Source organism: Pseudomonas sp. NFPP12 (assembly GCF_900103205.1).
GTDB lineage: Bacteria > Pseudomonadota > Gammaproteobacteria > Pseudomonadales > Pseudomonadaceae > Aquipseudomonas > Aquipseudomonas protegens.
The window spans coordinates 751,160-766,028 of sequence record NZ_FMWW01000004.1 but is presented as its reverse complement, the minus strand read 5'-3'; the positions used below and the strand labels follow the sequence as shown (position 1 = coordinate 766,028).

Below are 14,869 nucleotides of genomic sequence, written 5' to 3'. Positions count from 1 at the left end.
CCTGTTTGCTGTTCAATGAATTTTTGCCCGTCGAGGACCCATGATGGCTGACGAAATTAACTCCCAGGACGACCAGGCGCTGGCCGACGAGTGGGCTGCTGCGCTGGAAGAAACCGGTGATGCCGGTCAGGCGGATATCGATGCCCTGCTGGCGGCGGACGCCGGCGCCGCGTCAAGTTCCGGGCGCTTGCAGATGGAAGAGTTCGGCAGCGTGCCGAAGAACCATGAGCCGGTCACATTGGACGGTCCTAACCTGGACGTGATTCTGGATATCCCGGTATCGATCTCCATGGAAGTGGGCAGCACCGATATCAACATTCGCAACCTGCTGCAGCTCAACCAGGGCTCGGTGATCGAGCTCGATCGCCTGGCCGGCGAGCCGCTGGACGTGCTGGTCAACGGCACCCTGATCGCCCATGGCGAGGTGGTCGTGGTCAACGAAAAGTTCGGCATTCGCCTGACTGACGTGATCAGCCCCAGCGAACGCATCAAGAAGCTGCGCTAAGTGAACAAGCTGCTTGGCATTGCATTCGCGCTGCCCCTGAGCGCCCTGGCCGCGGAACCGGCGGCCACCGCCGCGGTGGCTGCGGCTGCGCCCGTGACCGGCAGTGTCAGCGGCCAGTTGACCCAGCTGGTACTGGGCCTGCTGCTGGTGATCGGCGTGATCTTCTTCCTGGCCTGGCTGTTGCGCCGGGTGCAGCAGGCCGGTCCTGCCGGCAAGGGGCAGGTGATCGAACTGATCGGCTCCCGGGCTCTGGGCCCGCGCGATCGCCTGGTGCTGGTGCAGGTTGGCAACGAACAGATCCTGCTGGGCCTGACCCCGGGCACCATCACCCCGTTGCATGTGCTCAAGGAGCCGGTGCAGGTGCCCAATGCCGAGCAGGCGACGCCCGAGTTCGCCCAGCGCCTGATGGAGCTGTTGGGCAAGGATCAGAAGGATAAGAAGTAATGCCGTTGCGCATCATCTTGACGTTGGCACTGATGCTGGCGGCGCCGCTGGCGTTGGCGGCGGACCCGTTGTCGATCCCGGCGATCACCCTTGGCACCAATGCCAGCGGCCAGCAGGAGTATTCGGTCAGCCTGCAGATCCTGCTGATCATGACGGCGCTGAGCTTCATTCCAGCGTTCGTCATGCTGATGACCAGCTTTACCCGGATCATCATCGTCTTCTCGATCCTGCGTCAGGCCCTGGGCCTGCAACAGACCCCGTCGAACCAGATCCTCACCGGCATGGCGCTGTTTCTCACCCTGTTCATCATGGCGCCGGTGTTCGACCGGGTGAACCAGGACGCCTTGCAGCCTTACCTGGCGGAAAAACTCACCGCCCAGGACGCCGTGGCCAAGGCTCAGGTGCCGATCAAGGACTTCATGCTGGCGCAGACCCGCAGCAGCGACCTGGAGCTGTTCATGCGCCTGTCCAAGCGCACCGACATCGCCAGCCCCGACCAGGCGCCGCTGACCATCCTGGTCCCGGCCTTCGTCACCTCCGAGCTCAAGACTGCGTTCCAGATCGGCTTCATGATCTTCATTCCGTTCCTGATCATCGACCTGGTGGTGGCCAGTGTGCTGATGGCCATGGGCATGATGATGCTCTCGCCCCTGATCATTTCCCTGCCGTTCAAGATCATGCTGTTCGTCCTCGTGGACGGTTGGGCGTTGATCATCGGCACCCTGGCGGGCAGTTTCGGTGGTGTTTAAAACCTTGTTTGCGGGTGATCGACAATGACTCCGGAAGTCGCGGTAGACCTGTTTCGCGAAGCGCTCTGGCTGACCACCATGATGGTGGCGGTGCTGGTGGTGCCCAGCTTGTTGGTGGGCCTGATGGTGGCCATGTTCCAGGCTGCCACCCAGATCAACGAACAGACCCTGAGCTTCCTGCCGCGCCTGCTGGTGATGCTGGTGACCCTGATTGTCGCCGGGCCCTGGCTGGTGCAAACCTTCATGGAATACATCCGTCAGTTGTACGGCAGTATTCCGCAGTTGATCGGCTGAGCCCATGTCCCTGCTGGCGTTGACCGACACCCAGATCAGTACCTGGGTGGCGAGCTTCATGTTGCCGCTGTTCCGGGTCACCTCGCTGCTGATGGTGATGCCGGTCTTCGGGACCACCCTGGTGCCGCGGCGGGTACGCTTGTACTTTGCCCTGGCGATCACCGTGGTGATAGCGCCGGGGCTGCCGCCCATGCCCGAAGTACACGCCCTGGATCTCAGTGGCCTGTTGCTGGTCGCCGAACAGATCCTGATCGGTGCGGTACTGGGGTTTTCCCTGCAGCTGTTCTTCCAGGCTTTCGTGGTTGCCGGACAGATCGTGGCGATCCAGATGGGCATGGGGTTCGCTTCCATGGTCGACCCCACCAACGGTGTGTCGGTGGCGGTGATCGGGCAGTTCTTCACCATGCTGGTGACCCTGTTGTTCCTGGCCATGAACGGCCACCTGGTGGTGTTCGAGGTGCTTACCGAGAGCTTTACCACCCTGCCGGTGGGTGGCGGCCTGATGGTCAACCATTACTGGGAGCTGGCAGGCAAGCTCGGTTGGGTGCTGGGGGCGGCGCTGCTGCTGGTATTGCCGGCGATCACCGCGCTGCTGGTGGTGAACATCGCCTTTGGCGTCATGACTCGCGCGGCGCCGCAATTGAACATCTTCTCCATCGGCTTTCCCCTGACCCTGGTGCTGGGCATGGGCATCGTCTGGGTCAGCCTGGCTGACATTCTCAATCAGTATCAACCGCTGGCCTCCGAGGCCTTGCAGTTCTTACGCGAACTGGCAAAGGCGCGCTGAGCCATGGCAGAGAGCGAGAGCGGTCAGGACAAGACAGAAGAGCCCACGGAGAAACGCAAAAAGGACTCCCGGGAAAAGGGCGAGATTGCCCGCTCCAAGGAGCTCAATACCCTGGCCATCATGCTGGCGGGGGCGGGCGGTCTGCTGGTCTATGGTGGTGGCCTGGCCCTGGACCTGCTGGAAATCATGCGCCTGAACTTCTCCCTGCCCCGTGAAGTGCTGCTCAGCCCCGGGGCCATGGGCCTGTACCTGCTGCATTCGGGCAAGATCGCCATCCTGGCGGTGCAGCCGGTATTGCTGACCCTGCTGCTGGCGGCGGTCATCGGCCCCATTTCCCTGGGCGGCTGGTTGTTCGCCGGAAAGAGCCTGGCGCCCAAGTTCAGCCGGATGAACCCGGCCAATGGCCTCAAACGGATGTTTTCCCCCACGGCGTTGATCGAGCTGCTCAAGGCCCTGGCCAAGTTTGCCTTGGTGCTGTTCGTGGCGCTCTCGGTGCTCTCGGCAGATATCGACGACCTCTTGCGTATCGCCCATGAGCCCCTGGAGAAGGCGATCATCCACAGCATCCAGGTGGTGGGCTGGAGCACCTTGTGGATGGCCTGCGGGCTGATCCTGATTGCCGCAGTGGATGTGCCGGTGCAGCTGTACCAGGCCCACAAGAAGTTGTTGATGACCAAGCAGGAAGTGCGCGACGAGCACAAGGACCAGGAGGGGCGGCCCGAGGTCAAGCAGCGGATTCGCCAGTTGCAGCGCGAGATGTCCCAGCGGCGGATGATGGCGGCGATCCCGGAGGCCGATGTGGTCATCACCAACCCGACCCACTACGCCGTGGCGCTCAAATACGATGCCGAGAAGGGCGGGGCGCCGGTGCTGCTGGCCAAGGGCAGCGACTTCCTGGCCTTGCAGATTCGCGAGATCGCCGTGGCCCACGAAGTCATGCTGCTGGAGTCGCCGGCCCTGGCGCGTTCGATCTTCTATTCCACCGAGCTTGAGGAAGAGATTCCTGCCGGGCTTTACCTGGCGGTGGCCCAGGTACTGGCCTACGTCTATCAGATCCGCCAGCACCGCGCGGGCAAGGGCAAGCGCCCGGATCCGCTCAAGGACCTGCCGATTCCGCCGGATCTGCGGCGCGACTCCTGAGGCGAGCGCCGCCAGATTGTTGGCTGGATTATTGCTTGTGGGTAGCCAGTGTATGGAAATGGTTACTTTTTTGACTAGGCAGAATCAATCTGAAAAAAGCGGGTGGATTGACTTTGTTCTTTGGGATGTTCGAACTGCTCAGAACTGATAAGTCATGGAAAAAATAATTACAGTTACCAGTCCGCTACTGCCGCCGTTAGAGGAATTTGTTCCTTATCTGGAGCAGATCTGGAAAAACAAGCGCCTGACCAATTGCGGTCCCTTCCATCAAGAACTTGAGCAAGCACTGGCTCGTTACTTGGGGGTCGGGCATTTGTCGTTGTTTGCCAATGGAACATTGGCCCTGATTACCGCTTTACAAGCGCTGCATGTGAAGGGTGAAGTGATTACCACGCCTTATTCTTTTGTCGCTACGGCCCATGCCTTGGTGTGGAATCGCTTGACCCCGGTGTTTGTCGATATCGATCCACAGACCTTCAACATCGACCCTAAAAAGATAGAACAGGCCATTACGCCACAGACGACCGCCATCATGCCGGTGCACTGCTATGGCAATCCCTGTGATGTAGAGGCGATTCAGGCCATCGCCGATAAACATGGATTGAAAGTAATTTTTGACGGCGCCCACGCGTTTGGCGTGGAAGATGCCGGTGGCAGTGTACTGCGCCATGGCGACCTCAGTGTCCTGAGTCTGCATGCAACCAAGGTTTTCAATACCTTCGAGGGCGGTGCGATCATCAGCCCGGATGAACAGACAAAGTTGCATATCGATCAATTGAGGAATTTTGGTTTTGTGGATGAGGTCACGGTGGTGACCTGTGGCATCAACGGCAAGATGAGTGAAGTAAATGCTGCGTTCGGGCTCTTGCAGCTGCAGCATATCGACGCGGCCCTGGAACAGCGTAGAGCTATCGATTGTTTCTATCGCTCTGAATTGCGAACCATCAAAGGTATTAACCTGGACCCGGTACCGGCCGCTCTTGTCTCGAACTATGCCTACTTTCCGATTGCCATTGAGCCCGAATATGCGCTGAGCCGCGATCAACTCTATGGGTTGTTGCAGGAGCACAATATATTCGCGCGCCGTTATTTCTATCCCCTGATTACCCAGATGTCGGTGTATGAAGGTATGGAAGGACTCCATCGCCATGCTTTGCCAGTGGCCGAAGCGTTGGCTGAAAAGGTTATCTGTCTGCCCATTTATCCAGGGTTGGAGCCAGAGGACCTGCAACGGATCGTTGCTGTCATTCGCTCAGGAAACTCGGCGAATATATAACGTACTGGAGAGGGGCTTTCGCCAAGAAGGCGAGTGTTTTGCGGAATTTTAAACCGCAGATTCTGATTATTAAGAGGCTGTTATGAGCAAAGAAGCATTTATCGAAAACTTTCTGTCTGCCACCGATTTTCAGGAGCCAGTTGAAGTCACCATGGAGACGGAGTTGCGCAATTTGCCAGAGTGGGATTCGCTCGCGGCATTGGGTGTGATTGTCATGTTTGATATTGAGTACAAGAAAGTGATCTCGGGCGACGACCTTGAAAAGGCTGTTACCGTTGGTGATCTTTACAACTTGGTAGGATAAGCCTCATGCCACTCGTTACGTTGAATTCCGTGCGCTTTGCCGGTATGGCAACTTGCGTTCCTAAACGAGTTGTTTCCAATCTGACTGATTGCAAGCCGCAGATTCGCCCAGAACGCGAAAGGCTGGTGCGCAATATCGGTATCGAGCTGCGAAGGCTGACGCAAGAGTGGCAGTGTTTTTCCGACCTGGCCTTCGATGCAGCCTCCAAGCTCATTGAAAGCCTGGAGTGGAAGCTCGAGGAAATCGACGCGCTGATCGTGGTTACCCAGTCCCCGGACTACCTGGCGCCTGCCACTGCGATCATTCTTCAGGATCGTCTGGGGTTGCCCCATACCACCCTGGCGTTCGACGTCAACCTCGGGTGTTCCGGCTATCCGTTCGGCCTGCATCTGCTCGGATCGCTGATCAGTGCCGGAGGTATCAAGAAAGGCTTGGTGCTGGTTGGGGACAGCGGTGCCCAGCTCAATGACCCGATCTTTTCGGATGCCGGCACCGCTACGGCGATGGAGTTCTGTGCGGATGCCCCGCCCATGTACTTCGACCTGAATAGCGATGGTAGCGGCCACAAAGCGATCATCCTTCCGGTTGGTGGGCATCGTGAGCCGGTAGGCATACAGCATCTGGTGCCATTCCGTGAGAATGAAAATGATCACTGGCATCGAGCTGTCGACTTGCAACTCGACGGTACTGCGGTGCTGAGCTTTTCCACTCAGCGGGTTCCACCGGCGGTAGAAAAATTGCTTGAATATGCCAATGTTTCAAAAGACGAAGTCGATTACTTCATCTTTCACCAGGCCAATCGAATGATCAACGAGACCATTCGTAGAAAGTTGGAACTTCCAGTCGAGAAAGTTCCTTCGACCTTGCGGGATTTTGGCAACACCAGCGGTGCTTCGCTGCCAGTCACCATGACTGCACGAATCAATAAACAGCTTGAAGAAGGAACTAAGCGTTTAGTGCTGTCAGGGTTTGGTATTGGCTTGTCATGGGGAACCTGCTTGGTGGATATCCAAGGGGCGAAGTTTCCTGATTTGATTGAGTCCTGATAGGGCCGGGAGGTCACTCCTCCCACTGACCGCAAATTTCTTCGGAGGGCAGCATAGTGGCTGATAACAGCTTTAATCCATTCAGTCTCAAGGGCAAGCGGGTCTTGGTGACCGGGGCCAGTTCGGGGATTGGACTCACAACGGCTTTGAATTGTGCTCGCATGGGCGCCGAGATTATTGCCACTGGGCGTGATAAGGAGCGCCTGACCAAGACGTTTGAAGAGTTGCAGAGCATTTCGAGTCTGGATCATAAAATGGTTGTAGCGGATCTTACCGTTGCGGCTGAGCGAGATGCTGTAATCGCTGCACTCGATTCGAAGATACACGGTTTGGTACATTCAGCAGGGATCTCCAGGCTGTCTCCAACTCGGATGATGACTGAGTCCCATCTTCAAGTGCTTCACCGAACCAATGTCGAAGCCCCTTTTCTGCTGACTCAAGGTGTTTTGAGACGCAATCTTGTTGCGGCTGATGGGGCTATTTTATTTATTGCATCCATTGCTGCACATAAAGGAGTGGCAGGGGTTGGCGGCTATTCCGGTACCAAGGCAGCATTGATTGCCATGGCGCGATGCCTTGCAACGGAAGTGGCTAAACATAGAATCCGGGTTAATTGTCTCTCGCCAGCATTGGTACATACACCCTTGGTGGACGATGCTGAAAAGATGGTCTCCATGGATACGCTGGGCCAAGGGCAACTTCTGGGCTTTGGTATGCCGGATGATGTAGCCAATGCATGCATTTTCATGCTCTCCGATGCAAGCCGATGGATAACTGGCTCGACGCTTATCATGGACGGTGGGTTAACCATTTAACGAGCCATGGGGGCAATATGCGGCGAGTGATCATATTGGGGGCTGGCGGACTTGGGCGTCAGGTATTGGCTCGAATGGAGGCTGATGTAGCCTGTGGAGTTGATTGGATCATCGCCGGTTTTCTGGATGAGCGTGGGCCTGAGGTTGTAGCGGAGATTCTTAATTGTCCCTGGTTAGGGTATCCGGAGCATTTTCAACCACAGTCCGACGACTTGTTTATCGTTGCGATCGGAGATCCTGCGAGTAGAGAAAAACAGGTGAAACTGCTGCTCGGCAAAGGCGCGAAGTTCATTGACTATGGAAGACCTGGTTTCCTTGGTGTTAGAACCGCTTGGGGGCCAACGTTTTTCGGCTATGACGTAAGTTGCGGCGTTGATAGTCAGATCGGTAATTACTGCTTTATCGATCAAGACAGCATGATCGGTCACGACGTGGTGATTGGCGACTATGTACATATCGCGCCCCGTTGTTTGTTGGCCGGCTACGTCAAGGTGGGCAACGGTGTGGTGATCAACTCCGGGGCCATGCTATCCCGCGGGGTCACTGTGGGTGATGGAGCGGTGATCGGCATGGGAGCCGTGGTCTTCAAGGATGTTCCTGCCGGTGCGACGGTGGTGGGCAACCCTGCTCGAGTCATTTTCACCAAGCAGGATTGAAGGCTGGGTATTCATCTCGCTGCTCGGTCTTTTTTGTGGATACGTTTTATGTCGCGTCATGCGTTGGATGCAAGCCATTACACCTCCCAGGAAACTCTTTCTCGCGAGCGTGCCCACTTGTTTGGCGCGTTGTGGACCTTCGTCGGGTTCACGTCGATGGTGCGCGAGCGAAATCAGTTCTTCACTCGCAAGGTGGCGGGTGTGCCGATCCTGGTTCAGAGAACCGAAGCCGGTATCCGGGCCTTTATCAATGAGTGCCCCCATCGGCTGTCGCCTATTCAGACCGAGAGTGCCGGCAAGCGCCCTATGGTCTGCCCTTACCATGCCTGGTCATTTGGTGCCGAGGGCGAGTTGCGTGGCATACCCAATCATGGGCTTTACCAGTTCAGTGCCGCGGAGCGAGAAAAGATCTGCCTGAAGAAACTTCATCTGGAGGAAGTCGGCCAGTTGTTGTTTGTGAATTTTGCGCAGAGTCCCATTGCACTGAATGAGCAATTTACGGATGAGTTCATCGGGCAGTTGCAGGATGTGTCCTCTCATCTGGATTCGCAGATTATCTACAGTTGCCATCAGGTCCGGTATAACTGGAAGTTGAATATGGAGAACGTGAAAGACTATAACCACGTTCCTTTTATTCATCCGCAAACCTTCATGCCGGCCATGAATCAAATGGTCAAGGAGATCCCTGTAGTTGGCGATGACGGAGGATCGGAAGTCATCAGGCTGATTTCTACTGCCGAATCTCCTGAACTTGACTCGCTGAGTTACAGCACTAAGGCTCTGATCAAGCCCTACGAGAACTGGTTTGCGCCGTTGTGCGAAAAATATGGCAGTGAACATGCCTACTACAACTGGTTCATTTATCCCAATGTCAACTTCTGTAGTGTCAAGGGTGATCACTTTCTACTTCAGCAGTACGATCCCGTATCCCCTGGGGTTACCGATTATCACCTGTGGATGATGACCGCCACACGCAAGGATGTCCGCACCGACTTTACTGCGTTGCTGGCAACTTTGATTCGTGGCGAGCGCAAGGTCATAGCCGAGGACACGGTTGTGCTCGAGCGTTTGCAGGATGGGTTCGGTGAGCACTCTCGGCGCTTCATGCACGGCGAGTACGAGGCGCATATCGTTCAACAGCATCTCTGGTATAGAACTCATGTTTTGGGAGAGCGCCCATGACTTCCCATATAGTCCTGGGAGAGGGCTGGGCCTTCGAGCATGCCTGCCAGATGGCTACTGAACTGGGCTTGCCCCATGTGCAGCACCGCTTGCTTTCGGCTGATCGTTACAACTTTCAGCTGGATGAATTCATCGATCGGTATCCGGCGCAAGACTTCGAAGTGTTTGTGGCGCTGGATGAGCGTGCGGTCAACTATTCGCGATACAAGTTGATTGCCCAGGTTCGGTTGGCGGGGTATCGCCTGTTCAATCTGGTTTCGCCTCGATCCATTGTTGAAGAAAGCGCCGTTCTGCAAGGCAATGCCTATGTGGGGGCGGGCTGCAACCTGGCCTCCGGTGCGGTAGTGGGGCTGGGCTCCTGGCTTGATCGCCAGGTAACTCTGGACTGCTCCGTGCAGTTAGGGGCCTGTGTGACCTTGCAGGCGGGTGTGACCCTGGGGCGCGGCGTGGAAATCGGCAGGGGCACCACGCTCTCCGCTGGCAGCTTTGCGCTGGCGGGCACGAAAGTCGGTCGCCATTGCGAGTGGTTGTTGGGCGGGAAGTTGCCGGAAGTCCTTGCTGACAAGTCCTTTTATGATGCCCTGATGCCAGATGGCGCCAGAATCCTGAAAAACTGAATGTTAATTATCTTGCCGATTCGCTCAGGCAATTGGGCGGGCCGTTTCTGGAGTGGGTATGCCGAGTAATTATGCTGGTGTTAAAGGGCTGGAAGTGGCTGGTAACTACGAAAACCTGGTCACCATCTTTCAGCGGGCGGTCTCTGCGTATCAACATGATCCGCGCTTCTGTATTGCGCCTGAGGCCTGTCATGTCTACGACGCAAATGGGCGTGAAACAAAAGTCGTGCTGTTGGGAACGACCCAGTTCTCTCAACTCTTTATCAATGAAGCTGCCGGCAGAGTGCGGATTGTTGCCGTGGTCGACGACTTCAAGGCCGGCAAGATGGAAAGCTTTCATGGCGTTCCGGTGATCAGTTCGGATGCCTTCCTGAAGTTGGCCCGGGATACTGCGCTGATCAGTGTCAATGGCTGTCGGTATGATCACTCCCGGCGTTATTTCAAAAGCCTGGCGCTGCGCAACAACATCCCCATGCTCAACTTTGAGCAGGGCTTGCGGCTGCTTTCCATCAACCCGGCGAGCGACCATCGGATTGATGACTGGGGCAGCTACATTGTTGCTCACGCCCAGGAGTTGATCGCCCTCGGGCGGCGTCTGGACGATGACTATTCACGCTTCACCCTGTTCAGCGTTTTGCTCGGCCATTTGACGTGCGACCCCGAGTGGATACTCAACGCTGCCAAGCCCTACTTGACCCTGTATTTCCGTTCCGGCTTGTGGTTGCCTGATCAGAATGAGCGCTTCGCTGACTGTGGCGCCTCGATTGCCGAGTCCGCCAAGGCCTTTCTCGATGCGACCGACGGCCGCTTCCAGAAGATCTGGATGATCGAGCCGGATGAAGTCAATCGGGCCACCATTCAATCCTTCATCAGCGGTTACAACGGTACTCTCGCGCCTGCCCAGTCAGGTGCCATCGAGTTGCTGGGTTGTGCGTTGAGCAACGAAGACGGGCAGATGCCGTTCTTGCATGAGGGCGGGCACGGCGGTCACCTGTTATCTGCCGCTACTGCCCAGGCCATCTGCCGGGATGTCGATGTGCGCCGTCTGGATTCATTGCTTGATGACAGCCCGACGCTAATCAAGATGGACATCGAAGGGGCGGAATTGCAGGCCTTGCAGGGGGCCCGTGAGCACATCAGTCGTGGGCGCCCGAAAATGGCCATTTCGGCTTATCACCGGTCTGGCGATTTGCTGGATATCACCCGTTTTGTCGAAAGTGTGCGTGGCGACTACAAGATTGGCCTGCGCCACCACACCGAAGAGCGCTGGGATACCTGCCTGTACTTCTATTGATCTGCGTTCTGGCGCGCTGCATTGGCGCGCCATTTGATTGGGCCTGTGCCACTCAAGCGAAGGTGGCGGGCTATCGGTATTAACTAGCAAGAAGGTTTATATGAGCGCAAAGCCACTGGTCAGTGTGGTCATTCCTGCTTACAAGGCAACTTACTTTGAAGCGGCGCTGGCCAGTGTCTGTGCGCAGAGCTACGAGCATCTGGAGGTGGTGGTATGCGATGACTCGCGTACCGGGACCATCCGTGAGTGCACGGCTCGTTACCAGGAGTCCTGCTCTTTTCCGGTTCGCTATGAGTTCAATGAGTCTCTGCGCGGCGAGCTCTTCAATGCCATTGAGTGCATAAAAGTCGCCAGTGGAAAGTACATCAAGTTCCTCCATGACGACGATGTATTGCACCCTGAATGTGTCGCGCAACTGGTGGCTGCTATGGAGTCAGATCCCTCTGTGGCCATGGCGTCTTCGCGTCGCCGCCTGATCGATTCCGATGGGGTCCCGCAACCGGATGCCCTGGCCACATCCCTGCCTTTCGCTACCGATGTGGTTATCGATGGCAAGGAGCTGACCAGCCTGCTGGCCGACCATAGCCTCAACTTCATCGGCGAGCCGAGTTGCGTGCTTTGTCGCCGAGAGGATCTGCTGGCGCTGGGGGATGGCCTGATGTCGCTCAATGGTTGCCTGATCTATTGGGTGGGCGACCTGGCGATGTATGTGAAGCTGCTGCAAAAGGGCAACCTGGCGTTGCTGAAGCAGCCGCTGACCGATTTCCGAGTGTCCCTGCAGCAGGGCAGCCAGCAGGGGCGCGACAAGCCGGGTATCGGTAACCAGGGGCACGCTGATTTCAAACGGACATTGCGCGAACTGGGCTGGCATCGAGGGGGGCTGGATAACCATCTGGTTTCGGTGCGTTCCCTGTATGGCGGCGACAGGTTCGAGCCGGTGGATATCCTGGCCGCTCTGCGACAGAGTTACGCCAAGGGCGTGGCCGACCGGCAGATCAACAGTTGGATCGAGCAACGGGTGCCAAGCCCGATCCAGTTGCATTTGATGGAGGGCTATCTGCAGGCCGGCGGCGGTGCTCCTTCAATCGGCATCATCGTCCTTGATCTGGCCGCGGATGCCCAGGCGCTGGCGCGCACCCTGCATAGCCTGGCGGCGCAGCCGCAGGGGCTTGTGCAACTGAAAGTGACGGTACTGGGGCATGAGGCGCCGGGCTTGGTTGCCGGCGGCGCCGAGTTGCACTTCGCACCGGTTCAGGCGAACTACGCAGAGCAGGTCAATCGTTTGCTGCAAGAAGATGCATGCGAATGGTGTGTGCTGGTCCGCGCCGGTGATGAGTTCACGCCAAGCGGCCTGTTGGTCGCCAGCCTGGAGTTGCTGCCGGATCCCGACTGCCGTGCAGTGTTCTGTGATGGCGTGCTGCGAGAAGCCAATGGCGACACGGGGGTCATGCTGCGCCCGGACTTCAACCTGGATTACCTGCTGAGTTTCCCGGGGGTGCTGGCGCGTCACTGGATCTTCAGGCGTCGGGTGCTGATCGAGGCGGGTGGTTTTGATGGTGCCTACGCGCGGGCCCTGGAGTTCGAGCTGATCCTGCGCCTGATCAATCAAGGTGGCATTGACGGTTTCGGGCATATCCCGGAATTGCTGCTGAGTTGTCCGCCCGTGGCCCTGGATGAAAATGAAGATGAGCGCCGCGCGCTGGTCGAGCACCTGTCGCAGCGTGGCTATGCCAGCGCGCAGGTCGACAGCTCGCTTGCGGGACACTATCTGATCGACTACGGGCACCAGGCCCGCCCCCTGGTATCGATCGTGGTGGTGGTGAGTGACGACCTGGCGGCGGCGCAGCGCTGTATTTTCAGTGTCCTGGAGCACACCCGTTACCCTTTCTACGAGTTGCTGATCGTCGATAACGCCTGTCAGGCCGCAGAGGCAAGGCAGTGGTTGCAGGCTGTCGCGGAGCTGTCGGCTGAGCGTATCCGGGTAGTCAGCCTGCCTTATGCCGTGGATCGTTCCACCGCCAACAACCTGGGGGCGCAGCAGGCTTCTGGTGAATATCTGGTATTCCTGCGTGCGCTGACGGCGATCTTCGACGGTGGCTGGATTGATGCGCTGTTGAATCACGCGCTGCGCCAGGAGGTGGCGGTAGTGGGGGCCAAAGCGCTCTCCAGTGATGGCGAAGTGAGCCATGGCGGATTGATCCTGGGGCTGGCGGCCGGCGGGGCGGCAGCATTTGCCGGGCAGCAGGCCGACGCTGCCGGGTACATGAATGGCTTGCAGGTGGATCGCAATTGCAGTGCGGTCGCCGACATCTGCCTGATGGTACGTAAAGCCCTGTTTGATGGGGTGGGTGGCTGGGATGCCGAGCTGTTCCCTGAGGCGGGAGCGGATATTGACCTGTGCCTGCGCCTGGCGGGCCATGGTTATCTGACCGTGTGGACGCCGCGTGCGCGGGTCATGCACGGTATGCCGCCGGCCGCGTTTGCGCCGCGGGATGAAGATGCCTTGTCCCAGCGCTGGCTTTCGGTGCTGGCGCGGGACCCGGCCTACAACCTGAATTTTTCCCTGGGGCAGCCAAAGGGCTTCCAACTGGCCGAGCCGTCGTTAAGTTGGCGTCCGCTGATCTGGCGCCCGTTGCCAGTGGTGCTGGTGCACCCTTCGGATCGTTATGGCAGTGGTCACTATCGGGCCATTCGACCGATGGAGGAGCAGAGTTCGGCGGGCCTGATCGACGGGGTGCTGTCGATGGCGCTGTTATCGCCGGCCGAACTGGCGCGAGTGGCCCCGGATTCGATGGTTTTCCAGCGCCACATCGGCGAGGAGTCGCTCAGCGCCATGCGTCGTGCGCAAGCCTTCTCGCGCAGTTTCAAGGTCTTTGAGCTGAACGATCACCTGCCAAGCCTGGCTGTCGGGGAGGCTGCCCAGGGCATGACGCCTGGGGATATTTCCTACTATTTGCGCGAAGCCGTGGCCTGCGTCGATCGCCTGGTGGTGTCCACCGAAGCCCTGGCCGACGCTCTGCATGGCCTGCATCCGGATACCCGGGTCATCCACAGTCGCCTGGACCAGCAGGGCTGGGGGGCGTTGCCAGGCAGCCAGCGGTGTGCCGGCGACAAGCCCCGGGTAGGGTGGGCGGGCGCGGACTGGCAGCTGGCCAATCTTCAAGTGATCGGCGAGGTGGTGAAAGCCCTGGCGACGGAAGTCGACTGGGTGTTCATGGGGGCTTGTCCCGAGGAACTGCTGCCCTATGTCAAGGAAGTGCATCGTGGTGTGGAGATCAGCCTGTATCCGGCGGCGCTGGCCAGGCTGAATCTGGATCTGGCAGTAGCGCCCATGCAGCAGAGTCTGCTCAACGAGTGCAAGAGCAACCTGCGTCTCCTGGAGTATGGCGCCTGTGGTTATCCGGTCATCTGCAGTGATCTGACGTGTTTCCGCGGTGATTTGCCGGTAACTCGGGTTGCCAATCACTTCCAGGACTGGAGGGCGGCCATCCGCATGCATCTGGATGATCCACAGGCCAATGCCCGGGCCGGGGATGCCCTGCGTGAAGTCGTCCGGCGCGACTGGATGCTGGACGCTAGCGCATTGATGGCGTGGCGTGCTGCCTGGCTGCCGGATTAATCACGGCCACTCTGAGGTTTCCGGCATTTTCAGCTCAATGCCGGCGCCATATTTCCTTTCGGTAAAAGTTGGAAGGTTTCTTGCAGTAGCAGCCCCGTGCCGCTTCAGGCGTCAAAAGTTTGCTTTACGGAACGGGGTAAA

Annotated in this window: 15 protein-coding genes; all 15 read left to right on the top strand. The window is 57.9% G+C overall.

Annotation, left to right across the window (positions count from 1 at the left end):
- Nucleotides 1–43 precede the first annotated feature (43 nt).
- Nucleotides 44–505, top strand: a complete 462-nt coding sequence (fliN, locus tag BLS75_RS20660; protein WP_011059985.1) for a flagellar motor switch protein FliN — start codon at nucleotides 44–46, stop codon at nucleotides 503–505.
- Nucleotides 506–949, top strand: coding sequence for a flagellar biosynthetic protein FliO (gene fliO, locus BLS75_RS20655; protein ID WP_072451682.1), 444 nt, complete (start codon nucleotides 506–508; stop codon nucleotides 947–949).
- On the top strand, nucleotides 949–1,698 hold the full coding sequence (fliP, locus tag BLS75_RS20650; protein ID WP_072451681.1) for a flagellar type III secretion system pore protein FliP: 750 nt from the start codon (nucleotides 949–951) through the stop codon (nucleotides 1,696–1,698). The genes fliO and fliP overlap by 1 nt, the downstream gene beginning before the upstream one ends.
- Before the next feature lie 24 nt (nucleotides 1,699–1,722).
- Nucleotides 1,723–1,992, top strand: coding sequence for a flagellar biosynthesis protein FliQ (fliQ, locus tag BLS75_RS20645; RefSeq protein WP_011059988.1), 270 nt, complete (start codon nucleotides 1,723–1,725; stop codon nucleotides 1,990–1,992).
- A gap of 4 nt (nucleotides 1,993–1,996) precedes the next feature.
- Entirely contained in the window at nucleotides 1,997–2,779 is a 783-nt protein-coding gene (gene fliR, locus BLS75_RS20640; protein WP_072451680.1) for a flagellar biosynthetic protein FliR, read from the top strand.
- 3 nt (nucleotides 2,780–2,782) lie between these two features.
- Entirely contained in the window at nucleotides 2,783–3,919 is a 1,137-nt protein-coding gene (gene flhB / locus BLS75_RS20635) for a flagellar biosynthesis protein FlhB (protein ID WP_011059990.1), read from the top strand.
- 154 nt (nucleotides 3,920–4,073) lie between these two features.
- A complete protein-coding gene (locus BLS75_RS20630) occupies nucleotides 4,074–5,195 on the top strand; it encodes a DegT/DnrJ/EryC1/StrS family aminotransferase (RefSeq protein ID WP_072451679.1) in 1,122 nt (373 codons plus the stop codon).
- An 82-nt stretch (nucleotides 5,196–5,277) separates the two neighbouring features.
- Entirely contained in the window at nucleotides 5,278–5,499 is a 222-nt protein-coding gene (locus BLS75_RS20625) for an acyl carrier protein (RefSeq protein ID WP_072451678.1), read from the top strand.
- A gap of 5 nt (nucleotides 5,500–5,504) precedes the next feature.
- Nucleotides 5,505–6,545: a ketoacyl-ACP synthase III gene (locus BLS75_RS20620; RefSeq protein ID WP_072451677.1), complete on the top strand. Its 1,041-nt coding sequence runs from the start codon at nucleotides 5,505–5,507 to the stop codon at nucleotides 6,543–6,545.
- 56 nt (nucleotides 6,546–6,601) lie between these two features.
- Nucleotides 6,602–7,360 carry an SDR family NAD(P)-dependent oxidoreductase gene (locus BLS75_RS20615; protein WP_072451676.1) on the top strand — a complete coding sequence of 253 codons (759 nt, stop codon included), beginning with the start codon at nucleotides 6,602–6,604 and terminating at the stop codon, nucleotides 7,358–7,360.
- Between the two features lie 17 nt (nucleotides 7,361–7,377).
- The gene (locus BLS75_RS20610) at nucleotides 7,378–8,016 is read left to right on the top strand and encodes an acetyltransferase (protein WP_072451675.1); all 639 of its coding nucleotides are present in this window, start codon (nucleotides 7,378–7,380) and stop codon (nucleotides 8,014–8,016) included.
- A gap of 48 nt (nucleotides 8,017–8,064) precedes the next feature.
- Nucleotides 8,065–9,198 (top strand): aromatic ring-hydroxylating oxygenase subunit alpha, encoded by a 1,134-nt coding sequence (locus BLS75_RS20605; protein WP_176876763.1) that lies wholly within the window; start codon nucleotides 8,065–8,067, stop codon nucleotides 9,196–9,198.
- Nucleotides 9,195–9,815: an LbetaH domain-containing protein gene (locus BLS75_RS20600; RefSeq protein WP_072451673.1), complete on the top strand. Its 621-nt coding sequence runs from the start codon at nucleotides 9,195–9,197 to the stop codon at nucleotides 9,813–9,815. The genes BLS75_RS20605 and BLS75_RS20600 overlap by 4 nt, the downstream gene beginning before the upstream one ends.
- A gap of 58 nt (nucleotides 9,816–9,873) precedes the next feature.
- A complete protein-coding gene (locus tag BLS75_RS20595; protein WP_011059998.1) occupies nucleotides 9,874–11,109 on the top strand; it encodes an FkbM family methyltransferase in 1,236 nt (411 codons plus the stop codon).
- Between the two features lie 100 nt (nucleotides 11,110–11,209).
- Nucleotides 11,210–14,728, top strand: coding sequence for a glycosyltransferase (locus tag BLS75_RS20590; RefSeq protein ID WP_072451672.1), 3,519 nt, complete (start codon nucleotides 11,210–11,212; stop codon nucleotides 14,726–14,728).
- Nucleotides 14,729–14,869 lie beyond the last annotated feature (141 nt).

Bases quoted from the DNA above. Each gene is read 5' to 3' on its own strand.
- fliN (WP_011059985.1), top strand. From the start codon at position 44: ATGGCTGACGAAATTAACTCCCAGGACGACCAGGCGCTGGCCGACGAG.
- fliP (WP_072451681.1), top strand. From the start codon at position 949: ATGCCGTTGCGCATCATCTTGACGTTGGCACTGATGCTGGCGGCGCCG.
- fliQ (WP_011059988.1), top strand. From the start codon at position 1,723: ATGACTCCGGAAGTCGCGGTAGACCTGTTTCGCGAAGCGCTCTGGCTG.
- fliR (WP_072451680.1), top strand. From the start codon at position 1,997: ATGTCCCTGCTGGCGTTGACCGACACCCAGATCAGTACCTGGGTGGCG.
- flhB (WP_011059990.1), top strand. From the start codon at position 2,783: ATGGCAGAGAGCGAGAGCGGTCAGGACAAGACAGAAGAGCCCACGGAG.
- BLS75_RS20630 (WP_072451679.1), top strand. From the start codon at position 4,074: ATGGAAAAAATAATTACAGTTACCAGTCCGCTACTGCCGCCGTTAGAG.
- BLS75_RS20625 (WP_072451678.1), top strand. From the start codon at position 5,278: ATGAGCAAAGAAGCATTTATCGAAAACTTTCTGTCTGCCACCGATTTT.
- BLS75_RS20620 (WP_072451677.1), top strand. From the start codon at position 5,505: ATGCCACTCGTTACGTTGAATTCCGTGCGCTTTGCCGGTATGGCAACT.
- BLS75_RS20610 (WP_072451675.1), top strand. From the start codon at position 7,378: ATGCGGCGAGTGATCATATTGGGGGCTGGCGGACTTGGGCGTCAGGTA.
- BLS75_RS20605 (WP_176876763.1), top strand. From the start codon at position 8,065: ATGTCGCGTCATGCGTTGGATGCAAGCCATTACACCTCCCAGGAAACT.
- BLS75_RS20600 (WP_072451673.1), top strand. From the start codon at position 9,195: ATGACTTCCCATATAGTCCTGGGAGAGGGCTGGGCCTTCGAGCATGCC.
- BLS75_RS20595 (WP_011059998.1), top strand. From the start codon at position 9,874: ATGCCGAGTAATTATGCTGGTGTTAAAGGGCTGGAAGTGGCTGGTAAC.
- BLS75_RS20590 (WP_072451672.1), top strand. From the start codon at position 11,210: ATGAGCGCAAAGCCACTGGTCAGTGTGGTCATTCCTGCTTACAAGGCA.